Source organism: Neobacillus sp. DY30 (assembly GCF_030123065.1).
Taxonomy (GTDB): Bacteria; Bacillota; Bacilli; order Bacillales; family Cytobacillaceae; genus Neobacillus.
The window spans coordinates 5,656,244-5,672,667 of sequence record NZ_CP126093.1 but is presented as its reverse complement, the minus strand read 5'-3'; the positions used below and the strand labels follow the sequence as shown (position 1 = coordinate 5,672,667).

The window sequence follows — 16,424 nt, the reverse complement described above, 5'->3', positions numbered from 1 at the left end:
ATCAAATCACGCAGCTATTACTATATTCTCCTTCTTCAACCCCATTTCCCGCACAAGCCCTGCTTTCCTGAAACAATCGCCCTATTCATTCCATGATTCTCAAAGAAACGTAATCTCCGCTGCCATTACACAAGGTATCTCATTCCCTATTCACATTTCGACTTCTTTTTACTACTTTTAAGTGAAAAAGATTGATTTAAAGAACTATTTTAATAGGTTGTTAGGAACCTAATCAGTACCATGGTTTAGGTGGCTTTTTTTGACCAGGTTTACCCGTAATGACATCGATCAGAACCTCCCTTTGGCATTCCCTTTTTATATCTAAAAATGGTATATTTTAGAGTGTACATTTTAGACTTTTATAAAAGGGGTTTGTATGAAAGAGATTACGAATAACCTAAATGAAAAAATCTATTATATTGTTGTATGGATAGTAATCGCTATTATGATATCTGGTTTGTTTATTGATAATCCACGTTTTGGAGAATTTGGAGTTGTTTACATAGCCCACTTGATACTAGTGTTCATCCTGTCTATATGTTTACTGCTTTATCCTAAGAATGGTACTGCGGTTCTAAGATTGACCATTATAATTGTTGCATCCGTTTACTTTTATACGCTATTCCTTTTTTATCCTGAAACATCTTCCACTTTTGTATTTTTATGTTTTCTCCCAGCACTTTCTATTCTTTATTTTGATTCAAAGCTTTTTTATTTTTCCTTGTTCTTAAACGGTATATCAATAATCATTATATTTGGATATATTGTGTTGACTGATGGACTGCAATACCCCTTTATAGAAGAGGACCTAATAGGAAATTTCTTTAACTTTGTTGCGAGTCAAATTATTGTCTACTTTATTTTTTATTTAACAAATGGAAGGATTAAGAAACTACAAATCTATTATGAACAAATCCAACATTCTGAGCGATTGAAGACAACCGGTCAGCTTGCAGCTGCGGTTGCACATGAAATTAGAAATCCTCTTACCGTTGTGAAAGGGTTCTTGCAGGTATATGAGAAGGATTCTTCCTTTAGCCATATTCAAAAAGGGCATTTTACTCTGATGATAGATGAATTAAATACGGCTGAAGAGGTTATTTCACAATTTTTATCGGTTGCGAAACCAGATAAAGAGAATGTAACTGAAAATGTCGATGTGAAGCTTGTTCTCCGGAGTGTAACCGATTTGCTTCATTCATATGGACTTTTACATGATAATCGGATAGAACTAAACGTAACGGAAGATTGTATGATCTCGGCTAATACCATAGAGTTTAAACAATTACTCATCAATCTTATTAAAAACGCAATCGAGGCTTCCCATTTTGGTGATCCAGTTTTTGTGACAGCTGGAAGGGAGAAAGATTTTGTTGTGATTCAAGTAATTGATTATGGGAGAGGAATGTCAGAAGCAGAAGTTGCATTTTTAGGTACTCCTTTTTATTCATTAAAAAGTAAAGGAACCGGATTAGGAATGATGATTTGCTTTAACATTGTGGAAAAATTTAATGGGACAATTGACTTCCAATCCTCTATAGGTCGGGGTACTACCGTTATGATACGTATTCCAGCTTCGTAATCATGGGTGAATCTTGGGGACGGTTCTGGCGGTTTTTTTTCAGATTTCCCCATTTTGAAACCGCGGTATAAGACAAATTTTACTCCTTGTTTCATGCAGAAACTCAACAATCATAGGGGTTCAGGCGCTGTTTAAACAATCGTTTGATTAGATTCACGATAAGTGTTGTTCATACTGCGTTTTCCGGTTATTGGTAGTAAAAAAATTGTCGAGATGACTAACAGTTTATTAGGATATTAGAATGATGCAGCAAAAAAAGAGCCAAAGGGCTCTTTTTACATAGATTTACTACTCTTTCCACATCTGATGCATTTACTTGTGTAATAACTGTACTTATGTCGTCTGCGAAAGAAACAAAGGATGGATTTAAAATTCAGATAGATCAACTCCCTTTGAATGATTAAAACGTTAGTTCAGCTAATGCATTGTGTTTCACTTTAGAAACCTTCTGTCTATGTACCAAAGTTACAAAACGTTAATCATTATGACAAATAGAACGAACATACTAGGGGAAAAACTAGATAAAGGGATTGTTTTTAAAAGTCCTTTTGCACAAAGAATAGCAGTGAAAAATGAACCTGACTCGAAATGGAGCTTTATTGTGCCTACTTTAGTATAATTTTACCATAAAACTTTGAATATTTAGAAATTAAATTTACGATTAAATGGATAGAATGTAAGTAGCGTAACTATTCGAAATAATCTATAATTTATCCAGGCATCTATGGGGATACTCGCTTTAAATAGTTGTATTAAGAGAGGCGGTAAAGGAATGGAAGCATTTAAAAAGATTACAGTTGAAACAATTGTTCAAGCACCCGTTGAAAAGGTATGGGAATATTGGACTGAGCCATCTCATATCACGAAGTGGAACACAGCTTCAGAGGATTGGCATACACCCCATGCTGAGAATGATTTAAGGGCAGGCGGGAAATTCCTTTCCAGAATGGAAGCCAAAGATGGCAGTTTTGGTTTTGATTTTGGAGGAGTCTATGACGAAGTGAGATTACATGAGCTTATTGCGTATTCACTGGAAGATGGAAGAAAAGTGACGATTACGTTTAGAGGTCAAGATAACGTAACCAATGTCATCGAAACGTTTGATGCAGAAACTGAAAATTCCATTGAGTTACAACAACAAGGATGGCAGGCTATTCTAAATAATTTCAAAAAGTATGCAGAGGAAACAGCACGATAAATAAAGCAACAAATAATGAATGGCTCTGTTATTATTTATTGTTGATTTTCGTGCAGGTGTAAGAATTCATTCATAGGCGGAGAATTTCCGGTTAATGTAAACAGGGTAAGCTTAAGAAGCAGATATAAACGGAGATATTCCGGTTAACTGCTCAAATTAAGCCAAAATCCAAAGATTTGGATCATATAACTGGAAAAAATCCCCTTTGTTTTTTAGGGAATATGGGTATTTCCCAATTTAGTGGAATTTTTCCGATTATTTATCAAGCACAATGAACTCAACAATCATATAACATAGCCAAATGAATAAATAGAAAGGGCTTGGATACTGAGATCCAAGCCCTTTTACTAGTTTATTTTTATAACTTCTAGATATGGGAGCAAGCTCAACAATAACCACATGGAGAAAGGTTACCAGTGCAAACGCAATACCAAAAAATAAATTATCCCTGTTTTGTGTACCGAACTTTTTTGAAAAATGTCGGTAACAGTTTTTACCTATGAGGTGTTTAAAGAATTCATATTTTTTTATAATAGATTTTGCCAAGGGATATTTTCATAGGAAAATCCATATATATCGAAGTGGATTCTAATTAAGGTTTGAACAGATTAGTCAAGGGGAGAGGTTTAAATGGTAAAAGAAAGAGAGAAGTTTACGATAAAACATCCGACAGTAGATGACGCGCAAGCCATTTCGGATTTGGTAGCATTATGTGATATTGAGGATATTGGTGAACCGGATATTACGTTATCGGATGTACTGGATATGTGGAGAACTATTCCAATTGACAGTGATGCATGGATTGCCGTTTCTGCGAAGGACGAATCATTGGGTATGGTTTTGTTGAGGTAACCGGTTTAAATAGAATGGATACGTGTGTGTTTGTCCACCCACAGCATAAAAATCAAGGTATTGGTTCCTTATTGCTTACGAAAGTTGAGGAGCGAGCCTATGTTCTAGCTAAAGGGAAAAAGGAAGAGCAAAGGTTAATGAACCAAATTGCTTTTACCAATAGTGGAGCTAGAAACTTGATTGAGAAGAGGGGATACCAATTCAGCAGGCTATATGAACGGATGAAAATTAAGTTAGAAGAGCAGCCAGACCAGCCTCAATTACAGGGGATGACAATACGGCCTTTTCAACCCGATCATGATGAAGAAACCCTATTCTCACTATACGATGAAACCTTCCGGGATTCATGGGGTTATACCAAGAAGGACTACTCCACATGGATTTCTCAAAAAAGGGGAGACGGGTACGATCCAAGTCTTTGGTTTCTAGTATGGGAGGATTCTAAAGCAGTAGGATTCCTCATGTGCAGAATGCAGGATGATGGATTATTTATTGATTTACTAGGCGTTAAACGTAATTATCGAAAACATGGAATCGGGAAGGCGCTACTGCTTCATGCATTTAGCGCCGCATACCAACGTAATCAAAAAACGATTCTTTTATATGTAGATTCTGATAGCCTAACCAATGCCAACCGCTTATACCAACAAGTGGGAATGAGCCCCCATTCACAAACTGCGGTTTATATGAAGGAACTTACTTTTTAAGCATAGCCTAAGTCAAGTCAATGGGGACGGTTCTGTTGGCTTTTTTGTCAAATTTAAACATAAAAAAACCATGAGAACCGTCCCCAAAGAAACCCATGGAAACACTTTTTTACAATAAAAGTTGCAGAAAAATGCATTTTCCTGTATTTTATTATATATAATAGTGTAATAAAAGGGAGATCGATGTGCGAACATTACAGTTAACATTACAAGAAGCGATTGAGATTTGTAAAGCGCTTGCGAATGAACACCGGATGGAAATAATCAGATCCTTAACAGGCGGTCCTAAAAATGTGAATGAGCTTTCTGAGTTGTTGAACATCCCGTTCTCTTCGACGGCAGTGAATGTACGGAAGTTGGAGGAAACAGGTTTGATCACTACAGAGATTGTTCCTGGCCGAGGGAATCAGAAAGTGAGTTCTAAGCGCTATGACCGAATCATTATTGACCTTGAGGAAAAAGAGGGTGCGAAGGAAGATGTGTTAACCTTCGAGCTTGAGATTGGCGAATATGTGCAGTGTGAAATTGAATCGACCTGCGGCCTGCTCAGTGAAACGGGGATTATCCATATCCTTGATGATCCCCGTTCCTTTTACGAGCCAGAACGGAAAAATGCCCAGCTGATTTGGTTTCGTTCCGGTTACATTGAGTACCACTTCCCGAACAGAATTCCTTACGGGGCAAGGGTTGATGAGCTGAGTTTCTCTATTGAATTATGTTCGGAAGCTCCTTATCATAATTTAGACTGGCCCTCTGATATCACCTGTTGGATTAACGGGAAGGAAATTGGTTATTGGACGAGTCCTGGGGACTTTGGGGGAGAGAGGGGATTTTTAACTCCAGCCTGGTGGGAAACTCACAATACTCAGTATGGTTTATTGAAATATTGGAAAATAAACCATGAAGGCAGTTTTATTGATGGTATGAAAATTTCTTCTGTGACGATTGAGGATTTAAAACTACAAGAAAAGCCTTATATTTCGCTGCAGCTTGGAGTCAAAAAAGACGCCAAAAATCCGGGCGGAATCAATATATTTGGCTCGAAGTTCGGAAACTATGAACAAGGATTGATCATGAAAATTCAATATGCTGCAGGGGAATAATCCGCTGCCAGAAAAGACTGATTGGAACTATATCCAATCAGTCTTTTTTTATAACATAAAATATTATTATAAAAATAGTTGATTTATTATAATAAATTATGTAATAATGGTTTCAGAAGTTGAAAGCGTTTTATAAAAGAATAATTTCCTAGGAGGAAAGACAGAATGAAATCTTTTAAATGGCTAGTTTTATTAATTGCTAGTGTCCTAGTTTTAGGCGCTTGCTCTGGCGGTAATAATACGTCCTCAAAGTCAAAAGATGGAAAAATTCAAATCTCATTTATCAACGGTTTCACTGGCGGCGACGGGGCATACATGAAAAAAATCACAGATGGCTTCAATGCATCTCAGGATAAGTATGAAATCGTCGAAAGCCAAGAAAAAGAGCACTATACAAAATACAAATCCGGTGACTATGACCTAGTTGTCATTCATGGGAATAACCTGGAAACGTACCGTCTTGATGGAATGATACAGGATGTTGGTTCTCTATACGAAAAAGCAGGTCTGAAAGAATCTGATTTCCACAAAGCTGGAATGGACCTTGCAAAACTAGATGATAAGTTATACGGATTCCCGATAGATATTCACCCATTAACCATGTTCTATAACAAAGAATTTGTAAAAGACGCTCCAAAAACATATGAGGATATCTTGAAGCTAAATAATGAACTTCAAGCAACAAACAAGGATTTATATGCAATGGGAGTTCCATCATCAGGTCTTGTGGAGTTTTACATGCTGATGATTGCTGCACAGAATGGTGTAGAACTGAAGGATGGAGATGCCTTGAACTTTGCACAGCCTGAATTTGCTGATGCGCTGATGACCTTCCACGACATGGTTTGGAAAGATAAAGTTTCTCCAGCAGGCTTAGGTCTTGATGGAGAATTTAAAACCTTTATGAAAGAAGCAGAATCAGGAAAAGCAGTTCAATCAGCTGTTGCGCTTACAGGTCCTTGGTTCTATGGGGCAGCGAAAGAAAAGTTTGGTGATAACCTTGGGGTTGCACCTATTCCTCAGATCGGTAAACAGCCTGCTGCTTATGGTAATGCCCACATGCTTGCTGTTTCTGCAAGTGTAAAAGATGAGGAAGTCAAAGAAGGTATTGCAGAGTTTGTTAAATATATGTACACACCTGAAAATCTGATCAACTGGGCTGACGGAGGACAAGCTCCTGTTCACTTGAAAACAATTGAAAAAGTGACAGCTGAGAAAGACAAGTATCAAATCGCATACCAAAACTCTTTACAGTTTGATTCGTATGTCGCTCCTCCTCAAGTGTATCAGTTTGGTGAACAAATCCGTTATATGAATGAAAAAGTCTTTAGCAAGCTTGTAACAACCGAAAACTTGACAAAAGAACAATTAATGAAAGAACTTCAGTCTGCAACAAAGAAAGCCCAGCAAATTGCTGAGACTCAACCGAAATAATCATGTGAAAGGCAGAGTGGCGTGGGAATTCCTGCGCCATTCATGCTAAGAAACTCTAAATCAGCTAAGGGTGAGCAATCGTTCCCTGCTTAGTGGAGGGTGTATAAAATGCACAAAGGAACTTCGACAAAAACATGGGCAATCCTAATGGTTTCCCCATTTATACTTTGCTTTATTCTATTCTGGCTGGCACCGATGCTCTTAGGGGTATGGGTTAGTCTTCACAAATGGAATCTTTCTTCCGGTAATAATGGTTTTATCGGGCTGCAAAACTATATTGATATTTTAACCCCCGGCTCTCTCTATAATGAAGCATTTATGCTGGCCTTGAAAAATACGTTAGTATTCGTCGTTATCAGCGTTCCTCCGTTAGTGATCATTGCTTTAGGTCTTGCGCTCCTTCTTGATCAACTGCCAGCAAAGCTTAAGCCGGTTTTCCGGACCATTTACTTTGTTTCTTATTCGATTTCTGTTACCGCTGTATCGGCTATCTTTTTATGGCTCTTTAATGAGAATGGCGGTTTTATCAATAATCTTTTTCTAAGCATTGGAATCTTGGATAAGCCGATTAATTGGCTTAGTGAACAGCCGTATGCTTGGGTGTCCGTCCTTATTGCTACCGTTTGGTGGACAATTGGATTCAATATGATGTTGTTCATCAATGGTCTTGATGAAGTGGATCCAAGTCTTTACGAAGCGGCTGACCTAGATGGGGCCAATGGATTCAAGAAATTTATTTATATCACATTGCCTCAGATTAAAAATGTCGCTTTCTTTATCATTATTATGACTGTCATTGCGTCCTTTAACTTGTACGGGCAATCAAAGCTCATCACAGCAGGCGGGCCGGAGCAGTCGACCACAAGTTTGACAATGAGCATCCAGAATACCGTTTTTGGCATGAATCAGCTTGGTGTTGGTTCTTCGATGGCCATTATGATGGGGATTATCATGCTGCTCGTGACAGCTTCCCAATACTTCATGTCTTACCGCAAAAAGGAAGTGAATTAACATGAGACGAAAGCAAAAAAACATCATTATTGTTACACTGGCCGTTCTGATTGCCATTTTATTTCTTTTACCGCTCGTCTGGATGGTGTTCACTTCCTTTAAAACCTTAAGTGAATCGATGTCCAGTTCGGCCATCCTGCCAAAAGTTTGGACCCTGCAAAACTATATAGATATTTTATCGCCGACAAGTGATGCACCAATCCTTCTCTGGGTTTTTAACACCGCTGTTATTACGATTGTCGGAACCATTCTTGTTGTTGCTATTGATATACTTGCGGCATACTCATTGGCGCGCCTAAATGTACCAGGTAAAAAAATCATCATCGGAATTATTATTATTGCCTTGACCGTTCCGGGCATCGTAACCCTTTTCCCGGCGTTCTATTTATTTAAAAGCTTTAATTTGCTGGATACTTTTATCCCGCTCGTGCTGCCATATACAGCAAGTACCATGGGTGTCTTCCTGATCTATAACTTTCTTATTAGCTTTCCGAAGGACCTGGAAGAAGCAGCCTATCTTGATGGTGCTTCACAAATGCAGATTCTGCGCCATGTCATATTCCCTGCGATTAAGCCGGTCGCGGTAACGCTCGGTGTTATCACATTTATGGGGATTTATAATGACTACCTATGGCCGTCACTCGTGATTAACTCCAACGAAATGAAAACGATGACGCTCGGAATTGCTACGTTAATCCAAGGCTCGAATTTCGTTAACCCCGCTGGAATGATGGCTGCCACCGTAGTTGCAACCATCCCGGCAATCGTTGTTTTCCTAGTGGCTAACAAATATTTTGTAAAAAGTGTAACGAACTCAGGAATTAAATAAGTATTTTTCTAAATGAATCAAGCTGTTACTAAAGGAGACTAAAGATATGTTGCGTCAAGAATATCCGAGACCACAGTTAAAACGAGATAAATGGTTGAATTTGAATGGAACCTGGCAGTTTGCCTTCGACGATCAAAATATTGGTTTAAAAGAAGCATGGCAGACGAAGTCGGAAGTTTTTACAAAAGAAATCAATGTTCCATTTGCCTATCAAACAAAACTGAGTGGTATTGAGGACCATAGCTTTCATGACTATGTTTGGTATCGCCGCGAGTTGAGTGTTCCGTCTGATTGGAAAGGACAACAGGTCATCCTTCACTTTGGAGCGGTTGATTACCGTGCGTGGGTGTATGTTAATGAACAGCTTGTCGGCTTTCATGAAGGGGGAAATGTGTCCTTCTCTTTCGATGTTACCCATTATTTAACTTGGGGGAAGGAGAGTGTTGTGGTCAGAGTAGAAGATCCCTCAACGGATGAAACCATTCCAAGAGGAAAGCAATACTGGATTGAAAAGTCCGATTCGATTTGGTATACACGAACAACTGGGATCTGGCAAACCGTCTGGATGGAAGCAGTCAACCCTGTTCATTTTTCAAAAGTTAAATTCACCCCTGATGTCGATCATGGTGATGTTCATCTTGAAGTAGAGGTAGAAGGAGAGATCGCTGGCAAACAGGTGGAAGTGGAAATTTCATTTAAAGGGGAGTCTGTGGCCAAGGATGTCATTCATCTGTTTGACCGTAATACTCAGCGTAGTATTAATCTCTTTCAAAATAAGATTTTCCGAACTCATTTTCACCACGATGGCTGGTGTTGGACACCGGAGAATCCGAATTTGTTTGACGTTACATTGACGATAACAGAAAACAGCTCCGTTCTTGATGAAATTGAAGGATACTTCGGGATGAGGAAAGTCCATACCGAAGATGGAATGGTATACTTAAACAATAAGCCATACTATCAAAAGCTTGTGCTTGATCAAGGATACTGGCCAGAGGGCTTGTTGACAGCACCAAGTGACGATGCGTTAAAGCTTGATATCGAGCTTGCAAAGGAAATGGGCTTTAATGGCTGCCGGAAGCACCAAAAAGTGGAGGACCCAAGATTCTTGTATTGGGCTGACCAGCTTGGCTTCCTTGTCTGGGGAGAATGCGCCGCTTCGCCTTCTTTTAACGATAAAGCAGCTGGCCGCCTGACAAGAGAATGGATTGAAATTATCGAGCGTGATTACAATCATCCTTCGATTGTTGCATGGGTACCGCTTAATGAAAGCTGGGGTATCCCAAATGTGCGCGGTGACAAGCAGCAACAAAATCATTCGCTGGCGATGTACCACCTGGTTAAATCGCTTGATTCCACACGTCTAGTCATTTCCAATGATGGATGGGAGCTGACTGTGTCGGATATTTGTGCGATACACAATTATAATCATGGCAATGATAATGAAAAAGCGAAATATGAACAGTATAAACAATCCATTTCTACCAAGGAGCAGCTTCTACAATCGCAGCCAGCTAAACGTAAGATTTATGCCAATGGCTTTGCCCATCAGGGAGAGCCGATTCTTCTGACTGAATTTGGCGGAATTGGATTTAAAGTCGGTGAAGATGCGGGCTGGGGTTATACTTCTGTCAGCGGTGCAGATGAATTCGTAGCGGATTATAAGCGAATTATGGAAGCGGTCTACGCATCAAAAGCGCTGCATGGGTACTGCTATACCCAACTAACCGACGTTGAACAGGAGATTAATGGCTTACTTACCTATGACCGCAAACCAAAATGTGAACTGGAAGAAATACGCAACATTAATAACAAGTGGCATTCAGAAATTGTGGAGGGCTAAAAAATGAAAAAAGGTTTCCGTTCCGTTCAGAAGGTTAGCCGGGAAAACATTCACATGAGGGATCCGTTCGTATTCCCGTATGTTGAGGAAAATAAGTATTACTTGTTTGGGACTACGTTCGCGGATGGCTGCGGAGACAAAGATCCCGTTTTTGAAGTGTATGTGAGCCAAGACTTAGAAACATGGGAAGGTCCTTATATTGCCTTTGAACCCCCGTACGGATTTTGGGGTGTACGCCATTACTGGGCTCCAGAGGTATTTTCTGTTGATGGTCGATTTTATATGTTTGCGACGTTTAAAGGCGGGATTGGCGAACACCGCGGGACTGGTATTCTGGTAGCAGACCATCCTGCGGGGCCTTATGTCCCGCACAGTAACGGTGCGGTGACACCTGCTGGCTGGGAATGCCTTGATGGAACGTTTTATGAAGACAAGGACGGACAGCGCTGGATGGTATTTTGCCATGAATGGACCCAAGAATATGAGGGGAAGATCAAGGCGATTAGGCTGACACACGATCTGAAGCAATCATATGGTGACCCGATTGAAATTTTAAACGCAGCTGAAATGAGATGGATTCGGCTGTTCGGAGACCCGCGGATTGAAAAGGAAGGATTCCTGACAGATGCGCCGTTTATGTATGAAGCGCAAAATGGTGACCTGCTGATGCTTTGGTCCAGCTACTCTGTTCCAAACTATGGGGACAAAGGTTTTGGGGGTTATACGGTTGCAGTTGCCCGTTCCAAATCAGGAAGCATTGAAGGACCATGGGAGCATGAAGACAAGCTGTTAATGGACCGGAACGCAGGACACTCAAGTCTATTCACCGGTCTCGACGGAAAAACCTATCTTGCCACCCATTATCCTGATACCCCGCACGGTAGTGAGCGGCCTCTGTTTATAGCGGTAGAAGAACTAGTAGACGGGTTACGGATTCCTAATTTCAATGAGATTGGTTCAAATGTCAAACAAAAGTAGAATCGAGCCGGTTTATTTAAGAGAACCATGGGGACAGGTCAGGTGTCTCGGACGTTAGGTAAAAGACGGGCACCATTGTATGCTCGTTTTCTTATATGGAGTAGGACCTGAACTGATTTCTCCGAAAAATACTAAAGTGAACATCAAGTAAGTCGATATTCAAAAGATGATATTTATCCTTGAACAAGAAGGACTGATAATAATGGAGATTAGGTTTATTTTTAGCCAGTTCCTTAGGTTTTATAGGATAGAATAAAGCCCCTCTCGATTGAGAAGGGCTATTTTTTTAATGAGAAGGAAAGTTTAACTTCTTTTTTAATTAGTTTTGATAAATTCCACTTGTAGTTTTTCCCTAACAAAAAAGGAAAAATATTATTAATGATGAAGCTTACCGGGATTAACATAAAAATGGCGAAACATGTAATAAATAAAGCTAGTATATTAGGGTGTTGTTCTAAATATAATCCTTCTCGGAAATGAGTGTTAAATATATTTATAGCCATACTTAGATGTAACACCATAAGAATAAGTGAATTTTTCCCTACAAAATTAATTACAGGGCTGAACGATAAAAACTGTGATAAATAAATCACAAAAGAAATGGCCAAAGATGCCCAAACAATGCCACTTAAATATCCCTGAATAACCGAAGGTAAGTGTAAGGACAGCCATAATTTTTGATAAAGAGTGGAATCTACAACTAACCAAATGTAAAGACTTGAAATACCCATTAATACTAAGGATTTTTTAAGATTCTTGTCAAACCATTGCATATAACGTATTAAATACCCAATGCCGAAATAAACAAGGTAATACAGTGATTGATCTAAACTCCAGGGTAATATTCGGGCTCCGCTAGTAGCTTGTAGCTCAGAGAAAGCAAAGAAACTAACAATTAGAACCACTAGTAAAATAGCAAACTTCTTTTTTATAAATTTTACAATAAGATAAAATATGATTTCTATAAGAAATAGAGAAGTTAAAAACCATAAAGGATCATTATAATAAATGAAATTCCTTTTCGATTCTATAGTAGAAAACAAAAACTTACTGATATCAATAGGCTGGTTTTGGTAATAAGAAAATAATAAAAACGATATAACTGCAAAAGCAAAATAAGGAACTAATAGCGATTTTATTTTTGAAAAAACAAATTCTTTAAAGTTATTCTTAGAGGAAAATAAGAATCCAGATAAAAAGAAAAACAATGGCATATGGAAAGAATAAATATGAAGTCGTGGAGTACTAACTAAAGTTGTGTGTCCGATAATTACTAAAAAAATCCCAATACCTTTACAGGCATCGATCCAAGTTATGCGATTAGTCATAGACTTTGTCCCTTTCATGATAAATTCGACTAACTTTAACAAATTACTTCCATTTATGTCAATAGCAAAAAGGAGCCATGGGAGCCATGGGGACAGGTCAGATGTCCTCGTTGGCTGGATTTACCCATTAAGAACCAACAAGATGACACAAGAAATGACGTATGAATATCGCATACGTCATTGTCTTATTTATTAGCGACTAAACAGCCTTGTGTTTCTTACTCATTTTCTTTTGATTGCGTATTTCTTCACTTTTTCTACGGTAGTTGGCAACTTTCTCCTTAATCATTTCAGAGTCTTGTTTTTTTGAAAGCAATTTAATGATTAAATCTTCTACTTTATAACTAAAGGTCCGGTAAATGCCCATTTCTATCCTCCCTGTTAACCTATCATTTTTTTCGCCACATAAAATCTTCTGCCTAACCAAACGAATGCTAGTGCCCCGATACCACCAACAGCTGCTTTTTGATTATCGCTTTGTTGCTCTTCGTATTCCTTCAATCCTTGTTCATAGAAATGTTTAAAGATGACTTCGCCGCTTTTGTACTTTGAAGGCAGTTTATAGGATTCGCCTGCCTGTCCTAAGGCCAGTCCTGCATCACCAATTTGTTTAACCTCTGTATTGGATTCAAAACCTTCCTTGTACCAACCAATGAATTTTTCGTTATCTATAGTAGGTTTCGTATATTTTAATATGGTAAACGCAGCTTCATACCCTTGTTTTAAATACTTGTCCTTTAGTTCTTCTTGGGCTGTATTGTATCCTTCCAGGTATGCAGTTACATACGCTTCCTCGACGTCTTTAGGAGCGTTGCTCATATCCTTTTTTCCGTCAGTGTAACCTAATTCCTTGTATTCTTTTTTCTTAACTTCTACTCGCTCCGTAACTGCTTTATTAAAACCCGCTTCAAAAGATTGCTTTAATCCTGTATGGTTTATATAACTCGTCGGAATATCGATGGTATCTTGTTTTTGCCCAAGAGCATACCCATCACTGGTAGCTTTTGTTTTTTCGGCGGTTATCTTCGTTTTTCCTTCATCGTATCCCCGATTATAACCAGTTGCATATCCAACTTTATATGCTTCTGAACCTGTTGAAGCAACATTATTACTTGTAATCTCTTGATATCCATCGTTTAAACCATTCGGATATCCTGCTTGTTCTCCACTTGCAAGATCTTGTTCCTCTTGTTTATGCTGAATCTGTGCGGGACTATTATTTATCTTCGTGAGGTCGTAGCCGCTGGGGACTTCACAAGGTATCCCATCATCAACCACACCGTTTCCCCAACCGTCCAAGTTTTCTGGATCATTCGTTGCTGAATACCCCTTTTCATTCCAATAAGCAACAACTTCATCATAACTAGCAAAATCTGTACAATCTTTTTCACTATTAATGATGGTAGCCCCGCTGCTTGTTGAACCACCAGTGCTTGTTGAACCGCCGCCTCCGTTATGATAGTGATAGCCTGTGCATAGACCTTTTGCTTTTGATTTGTCGCTGCAATTGTGTCCACCGCTAGAATCTGTTCCCCCAGAATGTGCTGAAGCAAACGTTCCGAATAACAACACAAATAATAAAGTGAACAAAAATACTTTCTTTTCCATTTTCTCCCCCTGGATATCTATGATTCTTTTAAAAATGACTAGCAAATAACAAGTTCAAATTAGGTACATTTACACATTATTTAACATAATAATAACAGTTTTCTTAGATTTTCCATATGGGGAGTTAAAAAAATATCATATAGCTAATTCATTTTATTTATACTTCATTGCTGTCATTTTTTATTTGTATGAACATGATTTTGCTAGAAGGAGGGAGGGGTTTTGTGCATTTTTGAGACCTTTCCGTTTTTTGCTTTTTTAATAATTTTATTAAAGCAGTCGTTCTAGGACACACTGTACTTAGCTCTGGGTTACAGAAGAAAGATTATATAGAAAAATGGTGAAAAGTTCCCCAACTTTCCGATTTAGCAAACTGAGGATAGGAGGACATAAAGTTTACAATGATTGAGGCGTGTTTTAAGAAAGGGGACGAGTTGAACAAAAATCTATCGCCATACGCAATAGCTGTTAATGCCAGTGGTAGTTCACGTCTAAATATTTCATTGCGTTTTGCTGAAACCATTTCGTTATATTCTCCTTGATCGATATATAAATAAACATTGTAATAAAAGCAATTTCCGTTTGTTTTCCATTCCCCTAATACCTCATCTCTCATAGGGTTAATTTTATCCCAGGCATACTGTTTTCCAATTGTTAAAAATAGGTCACCAGTTATATCAGAATGAGTAAGTGTGTAATGTCTTGGAAAAACAGGTTCCAAAGCTGTGATACCATCCCGGTATTCTACAGATAGTTTTTCTGGCATGGATTTGCTCAAGCAACCAGCTCCAATCGTTTTTTTTAACATTATGTAAAAGTTCATTTCTTAATTCGTTAAAAAGTAATAACTGGATATTTCCTTTCGTATCCAAGAATTATAACGAGATGGTCGTAATACTCGAAGATTTATAAAGCAAATGAATTATTTAAAAAGGAACATAATATACGGTATTATCGCTTCTTAAGCCCCCTTTATTTCAATAGCCGGAAATTCTCCGTCTATTAGTTCTTTAACCTTAAGCCAGGATATGGTCACACCAGCACCTCTGGATTGACCCAAATTTCTTTTCATGCCGGGTTACAGTCACACAGCGCCTCTGGATTGACCCAAAACTCTTTTCATACCGGACTACGGTCACTACAACGCTTCTGCATTGACTAAGATCTCAATTCAAACCAAGCTACGGTCACTCTATTATTGGCAACGACCAAAATCTCTTCTAAGGTCTTTTTTTTAGTGACAGCTGTACAAAACAAAGGACCATTCTTCGACAATAAGATTTCTAAATAACAGGTGAAAATCCTATTTTATAAGGGTTTGACGCACTTTTAATCAAACGATTAGTTAGAAAAAATAATTTTAATCAAACGTTTGATTGGAAATGATTTAAAGGCTGTTAAACTGGGTTTTAATCCTCCTTAGTGAGAAGAATATTGTCGAAAAGAGGGTTTAATAAAAGAGGGTATTAATGGGTTTGTTTTTTTAAAATAGACTGCAAAAGTAATGGAAGTAAATGGTTGAAATTTGGGTTCATAAAATATTTAACCCAAAATTTTTTTGTAGACGGGCTCGAATTTCCTTTTCGTGTGTATTATGTAGTGTTGGCACACCAGCTCTCTATGCAAATGAAAGGAAGTGTTACAATGGATAATATGATTCCATCACATACTATGGGGGCGAATGTACTTCCCCAGCCTCAAATGCATTACGGCTTTGCGTCTCCATGTGTTCAAACACGTGGCTGCGATAGTTTTATCATAATAATCGTGTTGTTTATTTTATTAATCATTATTGGTGCATTTTGTTTTTGCGATTAAAAGGACGGACATATACGTTCTTACACATGCAGGATTACAACCAATTATCTTGTGATGTTGCATGAATCGCACCTTTAACAATGAATACTAACAATCGAATAATGTTAAAGGAAAAGCCTTCTCTAATTTAAAT

At 38.3% G+C, this 16,424-nt stretch carries 15 protein-coding genes; 11 read left to right on the top strand and 4 right to left on the bottom strand.

Annotation, left to right across the window (positions count from 1 at the left end; translation table 11 throughout):
- Window positions 1–376: 376 nt before the first annotated feature.
- From QNH29_RS28005 to QNH29_RS27960, 10 genes are all read left to right on the top strand, one after another.
- On the top strand, window positions 377–1,582 hold the full coding sequence (locus QNH29_RS28005) for an ATP-binding protein (RefSeq protein WP_283862505.1): 1,206 nt from the start codon (window positions 377–379) through the stop codon (window positions 1,580–1,582).
- Between the two features lie 772 nt (window positions 1,583–2,354).
- A complete protein-coding gene (locus tag QNH29_RS28000) occupies window positions 2,355–2,780 on the top strand; it encodes an SRPBCC family protein (RefSeq protein ID WP_283862504.1) in 426 nt (141 codons plus the stop codon).
- A gap of 630 nt (window positions 2,781–3,410) precedes the next feature.
- Entirely contained in the window at window positions 3,411–3,632 is a 222-nt protein-coding gene (locus tag QNH29_RS27995) for a hypothetical protein (protein ID WP_283862503.1), read from the top strand.
- The gene (locus QNH29_RS27990; RefSeq protein ID WP_283862502.1) at window positions 3,578–4,339 is read left to right on the top strand and encodes a GNAT family N-acetyltransferase; all 762 of its coding nucleotides are present in this window, start codon (window positions 3,578–3,580) and stop codon (window positions 4,337–4,339) included. Before QNH29_RS27995 ends, QNH29_RS27990 begins: the two co-directional genes overlap by 55 nt.
- Window positions 4,340–4,524: 185 nt before the next feature.
- Window positions 4,525–5,442, top strand: coding sequence for an ArsR/SmtB family transcription factor (locus QNH29_RS27985; protein WP_283862501.1), 918 nt, complete (start codon window positions 4,525–4,527; stop codon window positions 5,440–5,442).
- A gap of 165 nt (window positions 5,443–5,607) precedes the next feature.
- Window positions 5,608–6,876 (top strand): ABC transporter substrate-binding protein, encoded by a 1,269-nt coding sequence (locus QNH29_RS27980; RefSeq protein WP_283862500.1) that lies wholly within the window; start codon window positions 5,608–5,610, stop codon window positions 6,874–6,876.
- Window positions 6,877–6,984: 108 nt separating this feature from the next.
- On the top strand, window positions 6,985–7,887 hold the full coding sequence (locus QNH29_RS27975; RefSeq protein WP_283862499.1) for a carbohydrate ABC transporter permease: 903 nt from the start codon (window positions 6,985–6,987) through the stop codon (window positions 7,885–7,887).
- Between the two features lies 1 nt (window position 7,888).
- Window positions 7,889–8,716 (top strand): carbohydrate ABC transporter permease, encoded by an 828-nt coding sequence (locus QNH29_RS27970; protein ID WP_283862498.1) that lies wholly within the window; start codon window positions 7,889–7,891, stop codon window positions 8,714–8,716.
- A gap of 46 nt (window positions 8,717–8,762) precedes the next feature.
- On the top strand, window positions 8,763–10,559 hold the full coding sequence (locus QNH29_RS27965; RefSeq protein WP_283862497.1) for a glycoside hydrolase family 2 protein: 1,797 nt from the start codon (window positions 8,763–8,765) through the stop codon (window positions 10,557–10,559).
- A 3-nt stretch (window positions 10,560–10,562) separates the two neighbouring features.
- Window positions 10,563–11,537 carry a glycoside hydrolase family 43 protein gene (locus QNH29_RS27960; RefSeq protein ID WP_283862496.1) on the top strand — a complete coding sequence of 325 codons (975 nt, stop codon included), beginning with the start codon at window positions 10,563–10,565 and terminating at the stop codon, window positions 11,535–11,537.
- A 278-nt stretch (window positions 11,538–11,815) separates the two neighbouring features.
- Here the strand turns inward: QNH29_RS27960 and QNH29_RS27955 are convergent, their stop codons facing one another.
- The 4 genes from QNH29_RS27955 to QNH29_RS27940 all read right to left on the bottom strand — a co-directional run bounded on the left by QNH29_RS27955 (window position 11,816) and on the right by QNH29_RS27940 (window position 15,251).
- Complete coding sequence (locus QNH29_RS27955) at window positions 11,816–12,865, bottom strand: acyltransferase family protein (protein ID WP_283862495.1); 1,050 nt, start codon at window positions 12,863–12,865, stop codon at window positions 11,816–11,818.
- 199 nt (window positions 12,866–13,064) lie between these two features.
- On the bottom strand, window positions 13,065–13,232 hold the full coding sequence (locus QNH29_RS27950; RefSeq protein WP_283862494.1) for a hypothetical protein: 168 nt from the start codon (window positions 13,230–13,232) through the stop codon (window positions 13,065–13,067).
- A 14-nt stretch (window positions 13,233–13,246) separates the two neighbouring features.
- Window positions 13,247–14,473 carry a YHYH domain-containing protein gene (locus tag QNH29_RS27945; RefSeq protein WP_283862493.1) on the bottom strand — a complete coding sequence of 409 codons (1,227 nt, stop codon included), beginning with the start codon at window positions 14,471–14,473 and terminating at the stop codon, window positions 13,247–13,249.
- A gap of 325 nt (window positions 14,474–14,798) precedes the next feature.
- The gene (locus QNH29_RS27940) at window positions 14,799–15,251 is read right to left on the bottom strand and encodes a staygreen family protein (RefSeq protein ID WP_481858848.1); all 453 of its coding nucleotides are present in this window, start codon (window positions 15,249–15,251) and stop codon (window positions 14,799–14,801) included.
- An 842-nt stretch (window positions 15,252–16,093) separates the two neighbouring features.
- Here QNH29_RS27940 and QNH29_RS30360 point away from each other — a divergent pair.
- Entirely contained in the window at window positions 16,094–16,291 is a 198-nt protein-coding gene (locus QNH29_RS30360; protein ID WP_349654913.1) for a YjcZ family sporulation protein, read from the top strand.
- Window positions 16,292–16,424: the final 133 nt, after the last annotated feature.